15 protein-coding genes, 1 tRNA gene and 1 pseudogene are annotated in these 19,239 nt (G+C 60.9%); 9 read left to right on the plus strand and 8 right to left on the minus strand.

Annotated elements, in window-relative coordinates:
• Positions 1-730: 730 nt before the first annotated feature.
• The gene (locus BI327_RS15430; protein WP_245334819.1) at positions 731-4,804 is read right to left on the minus strand and encodes a histidine kinase dimerization/phospho-acceptor domain-containing protein; all 4,074 of its coding nucleotides are present in this window, start codon (positions 4,802-4,804) and stop codon (positions 731-733) included.
• Between the two features lie 333 nt (positions 4,805-5,137).
• Between BI327_RS15430 and BI327_RS15435 the strand changes: the two genes are divergently transcribed.
• The 5 genes from BI327_RS15435 (at position 5,138) to BI327_RS43750 (ending at position 7,970) form a co-directional block, all read left to right on the plus strand.
• Complete coding sequence (locus BI327_RS15435; protein WP_076861298.1) at positions 5,138-5,536, plus strand: phasin family protein; 399 nt, start codon at positions 5,138-5,140, stop codon at positions 5,534-5,536.
• A gap of 314 nt (positions 5,537-5,850) precedes the next feature.
• Positions 5,851-6,288 carry a phasin gene (locus BI327_RS15440; RefSeq protein ID WP_076861300.1) on the plus strand — a complete coding sequence of 146 codons (438 nt, stop codon included), beginning with the start codon at positions 5,851-5,853 and terminating at the stop codon, positions 6,286-6,288.
• Between the two features lie 190 nt (positions 6,289-6,478).
• Positions 6,479-6,555, plus strand: a tRNA-His gene (locus BI327_RS15445).
• A gap of 373 nt (positions 6,556-6,928) precedes the next feature.
• A complete protein-coding gene (tenA, locus tag BI327_RS15450) occupies positions 6,929-7,603 on the plus strand; it encodes a thiaminase II (protein WP_076861302.1) in 675 nt (224 codons plus the stop codon).
• Positions 7,604-7,787: 184 nt separating this feature from the next.
• The gene (locus tag BI327_RS43750) at positions 7,788-7,970 is read left to right on the plus strand and encodes a helix-turn-helix domain-containing protein (protein WP_076861305.1); all 183 of its coding nucleotides are present in this window, start codon (positions 7,788-7,790) and stop codon (positions 7,968-7,970) included.
• A gap of 111 nt (positions 7,971-8,081) precedes the next feature.
• Here BI327_RS43750 and BI327_RS41650 read toward each other — a convergent pair whose 3' ends face one another.
• Positions 8,082-8,537, minus strand: coding sequence for a hypothetical protein (locus BI327_RS41650; protein ID WP_143271606.1), 456 nt, complete (start codon positions 8,535-8,537; stop codon positions 8,082-8,084).
• Between BI327_RS41650 and BI327_RS15465 the strand changes: the two genes are divergently transcribed.
• A complete protein-coding gene (locus BI327_RS15465; protein WP_143271607.1) occupies positions 8,517-10,670 on the plus strand; it encodes a hypothetical protein in 2,154 nt (717 codons plus the stop codon). The genes BI327_RS41650 and BI327_RS15465 overlap by 21 nt on opposite strands.
• A 93-nt stretch (positions 10,671-10,763) precedes the next feature.
• Here the strand turns inward: BI327_RS15465 and BI327_RS15470 are convergent, their stop codons facing one another.
• Positions 10,764-12,326: a hypothetical protein gene (locus tag BI327_RS15470; protein ID WP_076861311.1), complete on the minus strand. Its 1,563-nt coding sequence runs from the start codon at positions 12,324-12,326 to the stop codon at positions 10,764-10,766.
• Positions 12,327-12,483: 157 nt separating this feature from the next.
• Here BI327_RS15470 and BI327_RS41655 point away from each other — a divergent pair, with 157 nt between their 5' ends.
• Positions 12,484-12,816 (plus strand): hypothetical protein, encoded by a 333-nt coding sequence (locus BI327_RS41655; protein WP_143271608.1) that lies wholly within the window; start codon positions 12,484-12,486, stop codon positions 12,814-12,816.
• Positions 12,813-13,796 (plus strand): AlbA family DNA-binding domain-containing protein, encoded by a 984-nt coding sequence (locus tag BI327_RS15480; RefSeq protein ID WP_083742088.1) that lies wholly within the window; start codon positions 12,813-12,815, stop codon positions 13,794-13,796. Before BI327_RS41655 ends, BI327_RS15480 begins: the two co-directional genes overlap by 4 nt.
• A gap of 37 nt (positions 13,797-13,833) precedes the next feature.
• On the opposite strand, the gene BI327_RS15485 is transcribed toward BI327_RS15480, so the two are convergent.
• Positions 13,834-14,604 (minus strand): GIY-YIG nuclease family protein, encoded by a 771-nt coding sequence (locus tag BI327_RS15485; RefSeq protein ID WP_076861316.1) that lies wholly within the window; start codon positions 14,602-14,604, stop codon positions 13,834-13,836.
• Between the two features lie 265 nt (positions 14,605-14,869).
• On the opposite strand from BI327_RS15485, the gene BI327_RS15490 reads away from it, so the two are divergent.
• Positions 14,870-15,745, plus strand: coding sequence for a tyrosine-type recombinase/integrase (locus BI327_RS15490; protein WP_076861320.1), 876 nt, complete (start codon positions 14,870-14,872; stop codon positions 15,743-15,745).
• Positions 15,746-15,763: 18 nt separating this feature from the next.
• Here the strand turns inward: BI327_RS15490 and BI327_RS15495 are convergent, their stop codons facing one another.
• The 4 genes and pseudogenes from BI327_RS15495 to BI327_RS15505 form a co-directional block, all read right to left on the minus strand.
• Positions 15,764-17,713 carry a TOPRIM nucleotidyl transferase/hydrolase domain-containing protein gene (locus tag BI327_RS15495; protein ID WP_143271609.1) on the minus strand — a complete coding sequence of 650 codons (1,950 nt, stop codon included), beginning with the start codon at positions 17,711-17,713 and terminating at the stop codon, positions 15,764-15,766.
• Between the two features lie 183 nt (positions 17,714-17,896).
• Positions 17,897-18,051: pseudogene (locus BI327_RS43140) on the minus strand (Y-family DNA polymerase); the annotation flags it as partial.
• On the minus strand, positions 18,048-18,770 hold the full coding sequence (locus tag BI327_RS15500; RefSeq protein ID WP_076861323.1) for an SOS response-associated peptidase: 723 nt from the start codon (positions 18,768-18,770) through the stop codon (positions 18,048-18,050). The pseudogene BI327_RS43140 and the gene BI327_RS15500, both read right to left, overlap by 4 nt.
• Before the next feature lie 4 nt (positions 18,771-18,774).
• Positions 18,775-19,224: a hypothetical protein gene (locus tag BI327_RS15505; RefSeq protein WP_076861325.1), complete on the minus strand. Its 450-nt coding sequence runs from the start codon at positions 19,222-19,224 to the stop codon at positions 18,775-18,777.
• Between the last annotated feature and the right edge of the window lie 15 nt (positions 19,225-19,239).

Below are 19,239 nucleotides of genomic sequence, written 5' to 3' on the forward strand. Positions count from 1 at the left end.
GAAGCATGCTGAATGGAGAGGCCGTGCCGTGTGGTACCCCTCTCCCTAACCCTCCCCCGCAAGGGGGGAGGGAACCCGTCCGCTGGTGCGTCCCTCACAAGGAAATCGACGAACGAGATTCATCGGCACGCGCGCTACGACTTCACGCACGATGCGGACCCTCAACTGTGGTGAATCATGACGTGAGGCGAGCACGCTTCTAGGCTCCCTCTCCCCTTGCGGGATAGGGTGGGGAGAGGGGGGGCCCCGGGAGAGATCTGCGATGAAGGCTCGTTGGCGCAATCTCGGCCGCGTGATGTTGGTAGATGAGTTGGAGAGCGCGCGCCGTGTGGCACCCCTCTCCCTAACCCTCCCCCGCAAGGGGGGAGGGAACCCGTCCGCTGGTGCGTCCCTCACAAGGAAATCGACGAACGAGATTCATCGGCGCGCGCTACGACTTCACGCATGATGCGGACCCTCAACTGTGGTGAATCATGACGTGAGGCGAGCACGCTTCTAGGCTCCCTCTCCCCTTGCGGGAGAGGGTGGGGAGAGGGGGGCCCCGGGAGAGATCTGCGATGAAGGCTCGTTCGCGCAATCTCGGCCGCGTGATGTTGGTAGATGAGTTGGAGAGCGCGCCGTGTGGCACCCCTCTCCCCAACCCTCCCCCGCAAGGGGGGAGGGAGCCCTGCCGCCGATGCGTCCCAGACGCGGAAGCGAGGAAGCCGTTGAATCGCGCGCGCCCTGCCGATCACGCCCTCGCGGCGGCGTGGGCGAAGGTCACCTCGATCAGCGTGCCGGTGCGGCCGCCGGTCCTGATCTGGAATTTGGCGCGGTTGGCTTCGACCAGCGCCTTGGTCAGCGACAGGCTGACGCCGCCGGAGCCGGCGTGATCGGACGGGGTCGGCGCGCGGAACGGCTCCAGCGCGGCGGCGACCTCGTTGTCGTTGAGGCTTTGCCCGGTGTCGCGCACCCGCAGCATCACCTCGCCGAAATCCGACAGCGCGGTCGAGACGATCACCTGGCCGCCGGCATTGGCGAGATGGATCGAGTTGCCGATCAGGTTCAGCGTGATCTGGCGCAGCGCGCGGGCGTCGGCGACCACAGGCGGCAGCGTGTGCGCGAGCGAGGTGCGGATGATGATGCGCTCGCGGTTGGCCTGCGGCTGCATCACCGCGACGCAGCTCTCCACCATCTCGTTGAGGTTCTGATTGGTGAAGGCGAGGTCGAGCTTGCCGGTCTCGATCCGCGACAGATCGAGCAGGTCGCTGACGATGGCGATCACCCGCTCGCCGGAGGCGCGGATGTCCTTCATGTATTCGGCGTAGCGTTCATTGCCGAGCGCGCCGAACCGCTCCGAGATCATCACCTCGGCAAAGCCGATGATGGCGTTGAGCGGCGTGCGCAGCTCGTGGCTGATCCGCGCCAGCATGTCGGACTTGGCGTTGGCCGCGCGCTCGGCGAGCCGCCGCGCCTCGCGCAAATCGCCCTCGCTCTTTTTCGTCTGCGAGAGATCGCGGAACACGGCGAAGAAGTTCGGCCCGTCGGCACGGGTGCGGCCCATCGTCACCGACAGTGGAATGATGCCGCCCTGTCGGACGCGGCCGAGCGTCTCGCGGCCGTGGTCGAGCAGGCTGGCGACGCCGGAAGACTTCACGCTCGCGAGATAATCGAAGATGGCCTGCCTGCTCTCCGGCGCGAACAGATCGGCGAGATTGCGCGTGATGAACTCGTCGCCGTCATAGCCGAACAGCGCTTCCGCGCTGCGGTTGCAGGAATGGATGTTGCCCTCGGCATCGAACATGATGATGCCTTCGGCCGCGGTGTCGAGAATCGCGCCGAGTTCCTCGGCGTCGGCCTGGCCGGCCTGCGGTGGCGGTGGTGCAAGCACCGGCTCCGCGGCTACTGCCTCCGGCTCCGGATCGGAGAGGGCGGCGGCGATCGCGGCGTCCTCGTCGAGCGTGCGCGAGAAGATCAGCGCCAGCGCGGAATCATCGTCCCAGCTGATGGTGTGCAGCCGCGCCTCCGCGGACACCGACTGCGCGCCGTGATCGCCGTTCTGGTTCGCGGAGATCGTCACCGGCGTGCCGGTGCCGGACGTGCTGCTCGCCTGCGAGACGCCGGGCTCGACATAGAGCGCGTCGAGCCCACCGGCGGCTTCCAGCGCGTGCAGGCTGTCATGGCCCATGCGGGTGAGGAAGGCGTGGTTGGCATAGAGCAGGCGGTCGAGCCGGTAGATCAGGATGCCGACCGGCAGCAGATCGAGCAGCGCACGGTCGCGGCGGGAGTCGGCGCGCGGCGCGGGCGCGGCTTCGTTCAGCCAGCCTGGCTTTGGCGTGTTGGCCGGCGCCTCCGGCTGCGCGACCGCGTCTTGCCGCGCAACCTTTTCTTGCTGAAGAGCGGCCTCCGCCGCTTGCGGCGGCTCGCTTGCGGGAGACTCGTCGGCGACCACTTCGGCGGCGGCGCTGCCGTTCGCCGTCGCAGTGAGGCCAGCCTCGTTCTCGAGCCGCGCCGACAATTGGCGGGCGAGCTCGTTGAAGGCGTTGTTCTCGACCGGCGTCAGCGATGGCGGCCGCGTGTCGCCGGCGGGACGGAACGGCACCACATTCGGTGGCGGGTCGTGACGCACTTCGTGCGTTTCCTCGTGCGTTTCCACGGCGTGATCCGGATCGGCTTGGTGTGAAATCTCTGCTGCTATCGGCTCGGTCAATTCCTCGGGTGGTGCACTTGCGGTCGTATCGGGCGGCGGCTCCGCATGCGGCGGAGGATTGTCTTGCGGCGCGGCGGGGCCGGGCGGCGCATCGGTGCGCGGCGCCGGCGCGACACCGGCCGACAGCGATTGCGGCGCGATCGCGCCGCTGAAGAACTCATAGCGGCGCAAGGCGGCGAGTCGCGCAAGCCCGTCGAGATCGCGGCACACACCAAAGCCGCGGTAGCCGGCGAAATTCCTGGAGCGGTCGAACACCGGCAGGCCGGACAGTTCGACCGGCAGGCGGCCGCCGCCGTCGACCGGCCAGTGCAGCGTGATGCCGCTCCAGGTGTCGTGGCTGGCGAAGGCCTGCATGACGCGGCCCTCGGGATCGAGGCCAAAACTCTCGGCGATGTCGCTCCACAGCCGGCCGAAGCCGGCCGCGGTGTGCAGGCCGATCAGGCGGGTGAATTCATCGGAGCCGAGTGAGAAGCGGGCCTCATGATCCATCTGCCACATGAAGCGCAGCGGATGCCGGCGCACCGGCAGCGGTTCGTCGAGCCAGGAGGGCGGTGGCACCGGCGCCAATGTCGCGGGTGCCGGCTCGGCTGTGGGCGGCGGCGCATCCGCGATCGCATAGGGCGAGAGCACGGGATCGGCCGGCGGTGCTGATGTTTCCGGCGCGCGTGCGGTCTCCTCGAGCGCAGGTGCGGGCTCCGGGGCGGGCTGTTCGACCTGTGCCTCAGCGGGCACCTCGATCAACGCTTCCGACAACGGCTCCTCGACGGCGGCAGTTTCGTCGGGCGTGGTGTCGAACGCCGCGGTCTCGACCGGTGCCGGCTCTGCATGCGCAGGCTCTGCCGACGCGGGAGGCGGTGCAAGCTGCGCGGGCTCTGCGATCTGCGTCTCAGCGGGCATTTCGATCAGCGCTTCCGACAGCGGTTCTTCGACGGCGGGAGTTTCGTCGGGCGTTGTGTCGAACGCCGCGGTCTCGACCGGTGCCGGCTCTGCATGCGCGGGCTCTGCCGACGCGGGAGGCGGTGCAAGCTGCGTGGGCTCTGCGACCTGCGTCTCAGGGGGTGTTTCGATCAGTGCTTCCGACAGCGGCTCTTCGACCGCGGGAGTTTCGTCAGGCGTTGTGTCGAGAGGCGCGGCCTCGGCAGGCGCTGTCTCCGCGTGCGTCTCTGCTGCCGCCGGAGATGGCGCTGCGTCCGCAGGCGCGGCTTCAGCCGCGCTGATGATCGGCTCGGCTGCGGCCGCTTCTTCCGGCGCAGGATCCAGCGCATCGAACAGCGTGAAGGTGGCCGGCGCTTCGCTCGCCGGCGCGGGCGCATCATCATGATGCGCGGCCGGTTGTTCGGCAGCGACCGTTGCCGGCGGCGGCTCTGTGGCTGCTGGCTCCTGCGCTGCTGTCGCGGCAGCGATTGCCGTCTCCGGGGCAGCCGGCTCAGGCACGATCGGCGCCGCCGGTTTGGCGGCGAGATGCGGAGCCGGCTTGATCAACGCGACCAGCGCGCGATCGGCGCCGCGGCCGATCCGGTGCAGCACGACGCGGCCGATCGCAACGCTTGCGGCCGCGCGGCCCTGCGTCAGCGCCTCGTCGCGCGCGGCATCGAGACCGGCCTCCGAGAGATCATGCAGGCCGGGCAGCGAACGTGCGCCCTCGTTGGTTGCGACCAGAAGTCCGTCGCCGGTGAAGGCGGCGGCGGGCCGCTCCAGTCCCTGGACAAGCCGCTGCAATCGCTCGGCGAGCGTCATGCCGCGGCCGGTCGCGTTGAGCGCTGAGATCAGGACGCCGTGGCTGCCGTCCGGCAGGTCGATGCGCCTGCAACCGCAGGTCGCGAGCATGCCGGGCGCCGCTCCGAAGCCGCGCAGCCGCTCCAGCCTCACTGCGCCGTTGACGTCAAGTGCGTGGCCGAGCCGTGCGACCTGGCGGCGATGCGGATCGGCCGGGCCGAAGGCGCGCTTCGCCAGCTCAGTGCCGTTGGCGGCACCGAATACCTGCGCGCCGACCGGATTGGCCCACAGGATCCGTGCGCCGTCGGCCGACCACAGCCATGCCGGCAGCGGGCTCGTTGCATGGTCCGCCAGCCTGACATCGCCGAGCGCCTGGATCTGGAATTCCGCGTCACTCATCACGCAAGATTTGACCGCATAGGTTTGGCTTTCCTTCCTCGCTTTGCCGATGGCCGGCAGCCGCAGGACGACAGCCTTAACAGAAGGTTAGTATCGCAACTGGGGGGCGGCAGGTCCATGTCCGCGGCGAGCGTGCCCCCGCCAAAGGCGGGATAACGTTAACTTGGCTGAACGATCCACAGGCGATTGGCGTTGTCGGGCAGAGGCTGCTGCGCGCGTGTCGCGGAACCAGGGCGGCACCGCGTCACACCTGCGATTGCAGTGCCACGCTATATCCTGCCGCGAGCCCGCAAGGCCAGCGGCGGGCCGATCACCAAGCGAGGGAGAACGACCATGAGTGACAACGGGCGTGACCATTTCGAGATCCCCAAATTCGAGATTCCCAAGGACATGCGGTCGATGGCGGAGGCGAGCTTCGACCAGGCGCGCAAGGCTTTCGAGCAGTTCGTGACCAACGCGCGGGACACCGCCGGCAAGATCGAGGAGCGCAATGCCACGATGCGCGCCGGCGCCAAGGACCTCTCCGCCAAGGCATTGTCGTATGCGGAGAAGAACGTGCAGTCGTCGCTGGACTATGCCCAGTCGCTGCTCAAGGCCAAGGACCTCACCGAGGTGATGCGGCTGCACAGCGAATATGTGCAGGGCCAGATGCGCTCGCTCGCCGAGCAGGCCAGCGAAATGGGGCAGGCCGTCAGCCGCGCCGCCATGGATGCGGTCAAGCCCAAGAACTGAGAAAGAATTGAGAAAGAACTGAGAAGAACTGACGGGGCAGGCTGATCCAGGCTGAATTTGGGCTGGTTTTGGCAAGGTCCACCCATCGTCGGGCGCGGTAACCCCATATTCCGCCACATAAAAAATGTGGCGTCGCACGCGATCTTACGTTGCGTTGCACAAAATTGACATGATATGGGTGTTTATTAGGCGCGCCCGACGATGGGCACTCCCGTGAATCAAGGCAGCGTGATCCATTTCAGCGCTCCGGGCCTGATGGCTCCGGGACGTCCGCAATGGTCACATCTACTCACCCGTTGCGAAGGATTACACGTATGACCAACCCGTCCGATCCGTTTTCCGCCTCGATCATCCCGTTCGAGGTCCCCGAGCAGATGCGTGCGTTCGCTGAAAAGGGCGTGCTGCAGGCCCGCGACAGCTACGCCAAGTTCAAGGACGCCGCCGAGACCCACAACTCGACGGTCGAGGCCGTGTTCACCTCGATGAACAAGGGCGCCACCGCGTACTCGGCCAAGCTGATCGAGTTCTTCAAGGCCAACACCACCTCGTCGCTCGACTTCGCCCAGGAGCTGTTCAGCGTGAAGTCGCCGACCGAAGCGGTCGAGCTGTGGACCTCGCACGCCCGCAAGCAGTTCGAGACCTACACCGCGCAGGCCAAGGAACTGGCCGAGCTCGGCCAGAAGGTCGCCAGCGAGACCGCCGAGCCGATCAAGGCCAGCGCCTCGAAGTTCTATCAGCAGCCGGCCGCCTGATCTTTGGCCCGTTGAGAGACCAGCGAAAGGCCCGGGCCGCAGCGGTCCGGGCCTTTCTGCTGGACGAGGGCCGGTGAACGGCCCGAGATAAGAGCGGAAATCAGCGCGTTACGGCCTTGCCAAAGGGCGGCGTTGCACCTAGTTTCCGCCCGAAATCGCCGCCCCCTTCATGCGGGCCGTGCGTCAGGATGCAGTTGTAGCTCAGTTGGTTAGAGCGCCTGTCTGTGGAACAGGAGGTCGGTGGTTCGAGCCCACCCAACTGTACCAGCAAAATCAATAGTTTACTTAGCCTGCGCTACGAAGCCAACGATTGCTAGCTACCATGTAGCTACCACGGCAACGCGAACGCATTCCTGTTCTAGAAGCGATCAATCGTAGTTGACGTACGACAGGTTCGGGACCTGTTTGCGACACCAATGAACCTGATGAAATTGCTCCCGAGTTCTTGCGCGAATCGCGGTGTGATAACGTGGGAACGCAAGTTAGTCTCAACGGTCCCGGCGACCGACGGCAATTCCCTACGCTGTCGTACCGATTGATCGCGGTGGCCCCTCAAGGTCAGCGTTCACCCAGTTCGCAAGGCGCAATCGGCAGCGAGCCAAAGACGGTTCATGGAAAAGCAAGCTAGGCGAAAAAGATCGTGAGTTTCTTTGAGCGTCTAAAGTCAGAAGCATCGGCTGAGTGGCGGGCCTACACCGAGCATCCCTTCACGAACGGATTGGCAGACGGCTCGCTCCCGGAAGCGGCGTTTCGTCACTACCTCGTTCAGGACTACCTGTTCCTCATCGAGTTTGCTCGCGCCTACGCGCTCTCAGTCTACAAGTCGCCTAAACTTGCCGACATACGTGAAGCAGCGGCCGGCCTTTCGGCCATCCTTGATGTCGAGATGAACCTGCATGTGAAGCTCTGTGCCGGTTGGGGTCTATCCCTGAGCGACCTCGAACAAACCCCTCCGTCGGTCGAGATGCTGGCCTATACGCGCTACGTTCTCGACGCAGGAATGCGCGGCGATCTGCTGGCACTCAAGGTGGCGCTTGCCCCCTGTGTGATCGGGTACGCGGAGATCGCAACGCGGCTCGCCTCGCGACCCGATGCGGACGCTGCGACGAACTCATATCGCGTCTGGATAGCCGAGTACGCCGGCGCGCCGTACCAGGAGGTCGCGGCAAAAGCGCGGGCGCACATGGAACATCTCGCCGATCTCTACGCCACGCCGGCCCGCGAGGCGGAGCTGATTGCGGTATTCAAGGAAGCCGCCCGACTCGAGGCGGACTTCTGGGAGATGGGCTGGCGCGCGGGCCAGCGCGTTGAATAAATTCGCGCCAGTAAGTCATTCGGAAGACGTTAAGCGGGGCTTACTTCAATCGACTTGTGGGCGTCCGGCAGCGTTTTGAGCCATACTCTCAAATCGTCCGGCAGGATGATCGTACGCCTCCCGCGCTTCTTGGCCTTGAGATCACCGCTGCTGATCGCCTTGCGAAGCCGCAGAACCGAGCTCGATGCCATTCGCGCAGCGGCTTACCTGCACGATTGACGATGCATGCGAAGTAACCGGCTTGGGACGCACGAAGCTTTACGAGTTGATAGGAGCTGGGCGTATCGTCACGACAACGATCGGACGTCGGCGACTAGTAGTGGTGCGCCCACTTCTGGCGCTCCTTGACACCAACATGTCGAACTAATGGACGTGCGACTTAGGGGAGTAACCCACCTAGAACGCGCTTTCCTCAGGCGGTCATTTTGGTGACACGACCGTGCTCCCTTAGCCGCAGCATGGAAGTTCTAACATGCGTTCACTGACCTTCGAGTGTTGAGCGATGTTCAACTGAGCCGTTGAGAAGAGAGGCCTCTGAGATCAGCGCATCCAAGAGCTTTGCTAGTTTCGAGGTCTCATACCCTTCGGGCGGCGCCCCTCTACTCGTCTGCTCCAGGAAGTGGCGCATATAGGATTCCTTGTGCTCCAGCGCTCCCTGCCAAGCATCGATATCCTTTTTGTAGTTGCTCCAGATGACCTGTGCTGGTGGATAAGCGAAATTGACGAAGCAAGGGCGGTAGTCGATCACGAGCATTAGCACAAACGCCAAACCACTTATGCCGTAGCAATGATCGAAGTTAGACTCGCGAAACTTAAGTTTATTACAGAAGAGATGGCTCTTGCCCGCCTTCTCGCGATGCACGCACCGGACGCGTCCGATGCGCGCGCGCTTGCGCGCCATGTCTTGATAAGAGTGCGCGATTTCGTCGAGCACGCCCGCGGGCTTCGAAGGCCTCTCAATCAGGCCGGATTCGACACACGGGCATTTCATCGAACAAAGGAGGCTTATGCCAACTATTTCGACGAGTACTTCAAGGTCACGCGAGATCGGCTCGGCGCTCACCTACAGGATTTTGACTTCAGCGGACGACTTGAACTCTGGAACGATATTGAGATCGGTAAGATCAACTTCTTTGTAGATGGCGCACAGGAAATATATGAGGGCTTGGCGCCCCTTAACATACCCGGCTATGTACCTTATGCCGACCCACCGGAGCTCAACGATGCCGTTCTGAAAGGTGCGCTACTCGCCTTCCAAAGATCGAAGCAGCATTCGTCTGGCGTCGAGCTTGGGGTCGATCCGCTCGCGATGGCACGCGACAACACTTCCGCAACGCTCAATCTTACGCCGGTTCACTCGCGTGCCGGGCAACTTGCCCTCATTCGACGCTGGATCGACATGCAGAGCGTATTGCTTGAAAAGCTGAAGCATCATCCTCGCGTCGCACGCATAATCAAGGTGCGCATCGTCACCGATATTGTCAGCTTTTGCGACTGTCTCGTCACACGCAGCGTGGCTCCTGGTGCCCCTCAGGAGATGGACGGCCTCGACAGGCTTGTCGCGGCCGAAAGTCAGTCTGCGGCTCCTATCGTCGATTTTGTAGCCGCATCACATTTTGATGCCGAACTTCAGATGGCCCGCCGGGTCCGGGACAAAATAGGCGCGCACCTTGAAGCTGACGACGCATACACGCTCGAAGCTCTTCTCAGCGACCTGGATGCGTACGACCTCGGCCAGGGCGCAGCGTTCTACAAACGCGCATTGGCAGCTTTCATCAAGCTTTGCCACTCCGTGATCTTTCTGAAGCTATATGCCGCCGATGGCAGGCGCATCTATGGTGTCACCAGCAACTCACGAGTGGCCCCCTTCTCTGGCGAAGCTCTTCCAGCTGCGCAAAGGCCGCTTCCGCCTCCTGTAAACGACGAACAAGCTTATCACCAGAATTTGGGTCGCTGGCTCGACGGTGACGAAGAACAAAGAGAAGAAGCCCGTCAGTTTTTCTGGAATGCCTTTTTGGGTTCGGAAGTCGTCGAGCCAATTGAAGAGGCCGAAGATCTTGGTTCGGGAAACCGTTTCTGGACAAAACAATATCGGAAGATGCACGCATTCGTCGCTTCGGCCCTGACCAGGGATCATCTGAGTGACGCCGATTTTGCAGGCCTCCTCGAACTTATTCTCTCTTGCAGCCGCGGCGATCCATACCCTCTTGCCGAATTGCTTGTTCGCCAGGTCGAGCGGCTGAGCAAGTTCAGGCAATCTCTTGTTTGTTATGCTCTCGGAGAGATCGGGAGTTCACCCCACGCTTCGGTGATTTCGTTCCTAAATGCTCGGACGCAGTCGCCGCTATGGGGCATGCGACTGGCGGCTACGCTCGCACTCTTCAAGACGTTTGTGCAATCGGAAGGGATCCTCCGCGCCAACAACAAGGAAAGGAGGGCGGCCGACTTCGGGAGCTTCGTCGATCGTCTGATCGCCCCAATGACCGATGCGGAGCTGCTTATTTGTTCGCTCGCTTTCGCGAGCAATTTGACCGGACGAGGACTGAACTACCTCCTCAGATGGTTCGAAGCTGATTATAAAGCCCTTCAAAGTCGAATTGAGGCGCTTTGCTTACCTTATCTGAAGGACGATGCAGCAGCAGACAAAGCGAAGTTGCTTCGGCAATTGATCGAAACTTACGACTATGTGGGCGTCGCCCTTATGGTTGCGGTAGAGCTCGAAAGTGATCCTCGAAAGCTCTTGAGGGAGGAGCTGCTCGATAGTTGCTGTCGAGGTGAGATAATCGCAGCAAGTCATGATCAAGCAGGCCGCCATCTGGCTATGTGCTTCTATCTCAAGAAGCTCCATGCCCGGGCACTGGAGATCGCGCGAGATATTGCAGATCGCAATCCAGACATGATCCCCGCTCAGATACTAGTAGCGCAAATTATGGGCGATATGCCTGGCGCGGAAGAGGATACGAAGCAAGTGATACGGGGCATCCGACGCTCCTACAAACTCGATGTTGCTCATGAGGCCGTGCTTGCGCATGTTGAACAAGAGATAACGAGCCGTGGTGCCGCGTAGCGATACCGTGTATAATGACTGCATTCATCGTCCAGTGCACAAAGGCCGCATCCCGACGGGGACGCGGTCTTTTATTGATCTCTGTCTATCCCGTTAGCGCTCCGGATCAGGAGCCATTATTCCGTACCAGTCGGCGCTCCACACGACATTGAAGTCCGTACCGGGTTTGGGCAGATAGTCGCGCTGGCGCAACCAGCTCATGATCGCAGCCAGACCCTTCTCTTTCAGTTCGCCCATCAGATGCCAGACCTTTACAATCGGAACGGAGGGGGCCTGGACATCCGCCATACCAATCCAATTCACCGAACCGACCGCACTAAGAAAGTCGTAGGTAGGATCGATGCCTAGCAGCTCTCTCAGTCGTTGATCGTCCCGCTTGAAAAGATCGTTGAGAGCCTTGGCTTGGGTCACCCCCTTCTTGAGGTCCTTGGTGCGATCGCCAATTTCCCGGATCTCGGCCGGCTCAATGAACCATTTGAGCTCAAGGCAAAGGCAGCAGCGGTTGGTCCGGTCGATGATGGCGCAGTCAAGGTCGGTGCTTTGAAGCTTGCCGGCGATGACCTCAAATTCCGTGTCGGCAAGAAACTGTCGGATCTCGCCGATCAAGGCATCCTCCTTCATGTCGACAAGGCTTGAGTAGTGATCGCGTTCTTCTTTGATTTGATTGAGCAGCGTGCAGAGGTTGCGCTCGACATTCAGGTTGAGAAAGACGAACGGCGCCAACGCGACCTGGCCGCGACCAAGGCCTACGAGGGGCTGTGTTGCTATATCGGGATTGAGTATGCCGTTCGATCCGAAGGTGACCAGATCGAGAATAGCGTCGATCGAGTGGCGCGGCACGCGGGTGTAATCGGCGAGCTGGTTCGCCAGGTCATCCTTCTCCAATAGCCAAACGGATGACGGGTAACCCAGGCCCTTCATGCCACCATTCGCGACCATCGTGCGGACGAGGTACCAGCCGTGCATCATGCACTGGAGTGTCGTCATGGCGGCGCGATACTCCTTGAGGGAGAAGTTCAGAAAACGCCAATCGTCGGGAAGGGTGGAACGCCGCGCTATCGTCGCGCGATGGAACTCGACCAACCGTGACACGACTTCCCGATCAAATTTGAGCCGAAACCACGTTTCACGCCGCTTCGTCCGATTGCGCAGAAGGTTCAGCAGCGCGGCGGGCGGATCTCCGAGAACCGGATCAGCTCGTCCTTCTTTGCGGACCAAACGATTGTAGGCTTCGTATGTTTTGTCGTCATGACGTACGGGCTCGATCGAAAGGCGCCTGTCTTCGACAGACAGAATTAGTCTCTTGCGATGCCAGAGTGGAAAAATGGTGCAGAACTGATCGTAGTGCTCCGCATCCTTCAACCACTGCCATGCATAGCCGTAAGCATCGGAAACGTAGGCACGGCGCGCGGGCGGGTTGTTCTCTGTCCACTTTCTCAGGCACGCGCGCAACGGATGCGTTAGGGAGTTCATCAGTGTATCCGCGACCATGTGCATCTCCTCATGCGGTCGCTGGCTGTGCAATTTGAAGAACTTGTCCTCGTTGACGGCAAGAACAGTCCACATAGCTTGATTGGAAGGAAGGGACAGCAGAGGCGAAGACCCGAAAGCCTCGTCAATGGCCCTTTCGGCCGCGATAATCGCTTGGTCTTCCATCCATGCAGCCCTACATGTCGCCCATGGGCGACGCTAAGCGATCCTGGTTAGCTCGCAGTCTTGAAATAGCAGGCTTGCCCGGTCTGCGCGTGCAAATCCTGGATGTCTGCACGTAAAATCGCACCCACGCACCAGAATCTTGGGCTGGAATAGTTTAATGGATGGTTTGAGTTCTTTGTTGGCGTCGGCTACGGCCGACATTGGCGGCGAGTATTTTCAACTGCCAGTGCACGGCGGCGGACCCATCTATCGCGAACGTGTCTACTGTTACGAGCTTTATCACCAGATGCGACGACGCTGGCCGGAAGATGGCCCGTTCCGGTTGAGCGGAGAGGTGGACAAGGCTGCTCATCCCGTGCTCTCCGGGTTGGGTGCGAGCTATGCCAAACCGGACCTGCTTGTTCATGGTCCAGGCGATATGCGGCGTAATCACGCAATCATCGAAGTGAAGTCGCGGATGGATGACAGGCGCAGACGTCTCGCGGAATGACAGTCGAGTTCGGAAAATGTACCGGCGCGGTGAATAACGCGCTGGCAATGGTGCCGAGACCAATCTACGCTGATCAGCAGTATTTTTGGGCCGTGCGGGGAGGCGGCTTTTCAATGCGTGAGCTTAAGGATTGGGACGAGGCCTATCTTGATCGCCAGTTTGTCCAGGGCAAACTCAGGGAAAGCCAGTCGCTAGAGTACAAAGCGTCTGCAGCCCTTGGCAAACAGAGCGCCGAAAAGTCAGAGCTGTGCAAGGATGTTTCAGCTTTTGCCAACGCTGGCGGCGGCATGATTATCTACGGTATCGCCGAGAACAATCATGATCCGGCGGGCATCGATGGCTGCGTTGACGCGACGATCTACAATGGAGAGTGGATCGAGAACGTTCTGACGACCGGCGTGAAACCCAAGATTGAGCAGCTCGAAATTGCGGCTATCGACCTGCCGAGTAAGGGCAAGGATCGGGTGGCGTTTGCTGTCCGTATCGGGCAGGCAATGGCCATGGCTCCCCATCAGAATGCTTCCGACAGCAAATACTACCGCCGGCACAACTTCAAGGCGGAGCCGATGCAAGACAACGAAGTCCGCGACGCCATGCGCCGCAGCATCGCCTACGGCCGCAAGTTCGGGCTGGCGTGGAGTCTGGTCGTCGAGGTTCGTCGCTTGCGGGCTGCGGCCGGCGAACGTCATAAGATGCCAGGTAACGATTACATCCCACGAACGTCGCTGATGATTGCCGTTTCCCCGGAGTTCAGGGGCGCCGGCGAGGCGGTAATTTTTCTTGAAAAGCCGGATCGCAAAATGCTTGCCGAATTGGTTCGCGAGATCGACGAGTACAATTCGATCATCGAGACGGTGGATCAGGGGCAGCGCGAAAACGCTCGCCTTTCGGACGCACTCAAGCGGAAGCTCTCTGAGATCGAAACTCGGGCAAACGATATTGCCGATAAGCTCGAAAAGATCATTGACGAGTACCCGTGAGCTCTCACTGGAATCGATGACGAGCGACGGGCACGATTCAGACTTGTTTCTCCGTGATGATGAACGTCTTGATTTCGTCCGTCAGTCGAAACCATTCGCGGTTGACCCGAGCCGCGTCAAAACGGGTGTGCAGTTCGCGTTCAAGTGATTTCGGACCCGTGATCGTCAAATGAATGGTGGGATCGACATGCGAAGCCGTTCGCAACAGTTTCAGCCGCCGCTCAAGGCAGGTGGTGAACCCGATCTTCACGAATTCTGGATTGTCGGTGCTGATTAGGTACACAAGCGGTCCTGATGATTTGACCGGCTGGCTGTAGATCTCATGGATGACACGCCGGCACTGGCGCCGCACATCGTCATCGAAGCAATCGCCGCGCTCCGGTCGCTCCTTTGGATAACCATAGGCCAGGCGCGCTGCCACGGTCGCCTCATGCGCCAGCGGTTGTTCTGTGCCGCTCGCAAGCATTACGTGGCTATCGCGCAACCCATGGACACTAGACATCACGTCGTCGATGGAATCGATGGCCCGTTGCTTCAAGAGCCGGTCGTCAACCTCGTTTTCGTCGCTGCATGCGGAATCTTCGAAGAGCTCCTCTTCTATGTCGGAGGGATCGAAGTGCGCATACATCCACCGGCGCGCGGTTTCCTTTTTCGCCTTCGCCAGCAGCCGCTTTGCGACCGTCCGGGGCATATGGCGCAGGTCATCGTGGTCGCAGAGAATGATCCAATCCTCAGGCAACGAATAGGGAGCGCCTAGATGCTCCAGCGTATCAGCCAATGCCTGAACCGTCTGCGTGCTTTCGTCCACTTCCAGGCTCCGTCCAGTGAGAAAATCGAATTCTCTATGGGTGAATGTCGATTCTAACGAATGCTCCGTTTGGTGCCACTCCGTGGATTACCTGAGAACTTCTTGGCTGGGGATAAGGTGATGAGCCCGGCCCGCCTCACGGCAGATCTGGCTCGCGGCCCATGCCGCTGCTTCTTTTGCGTTTGCTCGCTCTTGAACGGCGCGCAGTTGGGACTTATTTCGGCACAATAAATAATTATCTGTTCTGTTTCATCGGGCATTTGCCATGGCACTTCCCTCATATGCGGAAGCTATCGAAGAGAAGCAGTTGGAAGGTGGGGCGCGCGACGCCGGCCGCTATACGCTGATCTTTCCGCCGGTGTTTCCGAGCTCAAGGCGGCCATCCGGGCACGAGATTTTGTTGTGGTCGCCACCTGAGCGAAACCGCCATCTCGACTCGTCCATATTTCTGAAGCTCGACGAGGCCTGCGATCAGCTGACCGGGCTCGCGGGGTACTATGTCCCCCTGGTTATCTTCCTGGCGGTCGAAACAGGCCTTCGCCTCGAAGAGCTGTGCGCGCTCAAATGGCAAGATGTCGCTCTCGATGCGCGCCGCATGGACGTTGCCAAGCCGCGTTGGCCGGAAGGGCATGAGGCGCGAACGGTCGTCCTTTCGGTTCGGGCGCGATGGAATCTGGAGTGCGTTGCTTCGGCGCTGCAAGAAGACGATCGATACGACCCTGATGCTCCCGTCATTCCGATGACGACCACCGCAGTGCACAAGGCGCTGCGAATAGTCGAGAACCATGCGCAGCTTCAACTAACTGAACTGTTCTTTGAAGCCTTGCATCGTGACGCGGCGATGCGGTTTGACGAGGCCGGACTGACCAAGGCCGAGAAGGACGTAATGCTAGGCTCGGCCCTGCGGATACTGCCAGGATCGCATGAGGACCTGATCTCAATCCAGGACAAGCTGGATCACCATCTGCTCGATGGCCGAACCTATGAGGAAGCCAAGGACGGTATTCCCTTGATCCCTGCTCCCCAGCTCATCCGAGCACGGGAAATGATGGCCGAGTGGGGCATTCTGAAGATCGAGGAAGCCAGCCCGACGGTCATCCGGCATTTCCCAAACGTCGTGCTTCGCGTGCTCGCCGCCTAGCTGACCATGTCTGGCAGCTCATTTGGCCTTGGTGCGACGTTTGCGCAGCTGATAGGGATGCTTGCGCTTTCCAACAGCCCCCGGGTGAAGCGTTCCAAAATAGCCGGTGAGCTGGTTGTACTGCCAGATCGCGTGTGTCACGGGCTGGGGATTCTCGACCGCACGCTCGACCACTTTTTCGAGAAACTTGATGATCGGCCGGTGCTCCGCTTTCCGCTTTGTCGCCGGATCAACCATCAGATCGACCAGCACGCCTCCAAAAAGAGGCTTGTTCAGGTCTAGTCCGGTACGCTCCGCGTAGAGCACGTCGAGCGTTCGGAGCTTGCCCTTGCGCTTTGGATCGATCGCGCTGGCGCGGCATAGCTTGACCTCGGTTGCGGAAAACCGCGCTTTTCCTTCGGCGTAAATAGTGAGCGCCTTGGCAAGCTCGGCGTCATTGAAATTGTCCAACTCGAAGCAGAGCTTCCAAAGCTTGATGTAATCGGGGCGTGTGACCCGGCGATCGTTTGAATGGATCGACCGCGCCTTGCGCAGGCCCTTGCCGATATTGATGGGAGCGAGCCCTTCATTGTCGAGCAGGACGAAAGCGATGGTCTGGTGGTGATGAAGATAATCGATCAATCGCCACAGGGCGCTGTAGGAGTTATCCTTGCCGCCGGTCGCGTTTGAAACCCCGCGAACGTTAACGAGTTCGATGCCCAGCACACTCAGGCTCGTCGCATGCATCCTGTCGATCAGCCGCGGCACAATGGCTTGTTCCGTCTGTCCTTCCACGAACAGAACGAGCTGCGCCTTCGGATTGAGGCCGAAATCATTGGCGACGAGCTCGAGCGCCCGCAGCGGATCATCCTTGACCGCGATATCCGGAATGCGGTCGATCACGGTTCTGCCGAGGTCTTCATGTGGGTCGAGCCGCTCGCCGAAAGCATCCTGGTGGAAGAGACGGAGCATCTTGGCCATTTCGTCGAGGGTTCGCGCCTTCAGCGCATCCCCCTTCAGACGCTCTCGCTTCGATAGCCGGACAAAGCGCACCAGAACGCGCCAGTTCTCGAGTGGATCGCTCGCCAAGCACTGCCGGAAGACGTGCTCATACTGATGTTTGAGCGCAGCCATTTCGAGTCCGAGGGAGGCTGCGACGCCCGCCGCATCCCATTGGCGAGCAAACGCGTACCAGTCCCACTCGGTCCCGTGACGCGCAAAGTGGGAGATCGTTGTTCGGCGTTCATCGCCCTGGGTTCTTGGATAGTAGCGGTCGGAGATGACCTGACAGATCAGGCTGATCGGCAGGTCGGCTGGCGTCGCGTGCCTTGCGACCTGTGTGGCGAATGCTGACAGGTTCGGCTTCAGAAAATCGCCCCAGTCAGGATCAATCGTCCCATCCTCGCGAAGCGCCTCCTCGATCGACACCGTCGCGGTCAGATAGGTTAGAAGTCCATCGAGCTCGAACAGTTGAAACTGCGAGTAATAGGCTTCGTGACGCTCCGGCTCCGTATCGATGGTTGCTCGATGCGGCGCGGTCGGGTCGCGCGGGTCCCAAGCGTTGCCATGCTCAAGCCAGCTCTGGACAATGCGCCGGCTGAAATCGAAATTGGCCTTCTCAATACGGACGTCGCCCTCCCAAAGCTCATCCTTTGGCAGCAGGTCCATGTAAGTGAACCTTTGTCCCCCCTCGAACAGCTTGATCTTGTGTTCGACGTCGATCCGGTAGATGCGCAGCACCGGAAGGAACAAGCCGAGCCGCTCGAGCCGGCGCAGCCGTTCGGCATCGATCCTCATGTTGCGATCGCGGCAAAAGCTGAGAAAATCCTGCGACGGCATGAGACTACAGACACGATAGGCGTCGCGCTCGATGATGGTTCTGACAAGCATTTGAGACAAGGTAGTCCCCAGCGGATCTGTGTCTGATGTGGTTCCGCAGGCTGAACCCAAGTGTCGAATATGATCGTGCGCCAGCGCTGATTCGGCCATTGTGGCCTCAATATATGCGAACTGGTTTCCCTCGAATATGTTCAGTGGTGCTACCGAGGCACCACCGGTTTATCACGAGCCGTACGCGTAGCGGCGCGTCCGCAAACGCGGAACGGGCTCTTCAAGCTGCGCTTGCCGAGTCCCCTCAAAGGAAATCGAGGTCTCGGCCCATGCGCGTTACGATCCCGTAGCGCAAGATCTGCCGACAGCGACTGACTTGCCGCGGAGATTCGGATTGTCCCGTTGCTCCGGCGATGCGTAGAACGCGTCCTGTCGACATGGACGATCTTTCGCTGGCGGGGCGGTGGCTCTGCCTGATCATCGGTCTCCTCGGTCACGTCGTCGGCCCGGGGTCTTCTTTATCGCCGCGGGCGACGATCCTGAGCGATCCGTCCGGAAGCGGCCGCTGCAGATTCAAGACTTCGTCCGGAGGAGCCGTCATCCAGGTCTCGACTTCTTCCGGTGTTGTCAGGATTACAGGCATCGCCTTGGGGTGGATGGCGCCGACCTCGGCGTTCGACTCCGTCGTGAGGAACGCGTAGAGGTCGTTGGTCGTCTCACCTTCCTTGACTTTCCGGACCGACGTCCAGTTGGTCCAGATGCCGGCGAAGCAGGCGAGGGGACGGGTCTCATCGAGCGCGAACCAGATATCACCGCCCTCGGCCTTGTTGAACTCGCTGAAGGAGTTGAACGGTACCACGCAGCGGCTTTCGACGCCGAGCCACCTCGCCCAGTGTTTGCTCTTCACGTTGCGGATATTGGTTGTGCCGCCGTCTGGCTCCATTCTCAGCAGTTCCTTGAAATCGACCGTCTTGCCCTTGGCCTGCAGCTTCTCGGCTCGCTTCTTCGTGGCGTCCATCAGCGCTTTTGATGACGACGGCATTCCCCACCGCGCCGTGGCGAGCTCGCGGCCCTGGGCGCCGTTCCGCACGATCGGTGCTTTGTAGTCGGGAAACACGCCGGGCATCGGCGCCAGATTGCCCACGTATCGGTTCACGACGCGGAACAGCGCGCTGATGGCGGCCTGGTTTGTCGTGATCGAATAGAGATTGCACATTCAATCAAGTTTCGGTTCGAGGGTGGCGAGGCTGCCGGGCTAATTGTAGCAGAGTCGCAGACGGACGCCGGCCCGCCTTGGCGCATTTGCGGCAGCGCAGCCGGCTGGCGAGATCGTGCACGAAGGTGGTCGGCGGATGCTTCATCGCTGCGAGGTCGACGTCGCTCGGCGTCTTGCAGCGCGTGCACCTGATCTCGAGCCAGGGGAATCCTCCGTTCACGGCCTGGTCGATGGTGGGGGATGGATCGATCGGCTCGCCGTCGCTCCACATCCGCTCATTCCAGCTTTCGCAAAGCAGCCCGTCGGCTTGCTGGATCATGGCCTCGCCCTTGGCCCGCATCTCCGTTGATTGGGCGGCCAGGATGGTGGCCATCGCACGCGCCTTGCCAAGCTCTTTCGCCAGAGCCTTGCGATCGCCGCCCGACAGGGGCGTGGGGTGATACTTCGGGGCCATCGCACATCCAGGCGC

Source organism: Bradyrhizobium mercantei, from assembly GCF_001982635.1.
Classification (GTDB): Bacteria; Pseudomonadota; Alphaproteobacteria; order Rhizobiales; family Xanthobacteraceae; genus Bradyrhizobium; species Bradyrhizobium mercantei.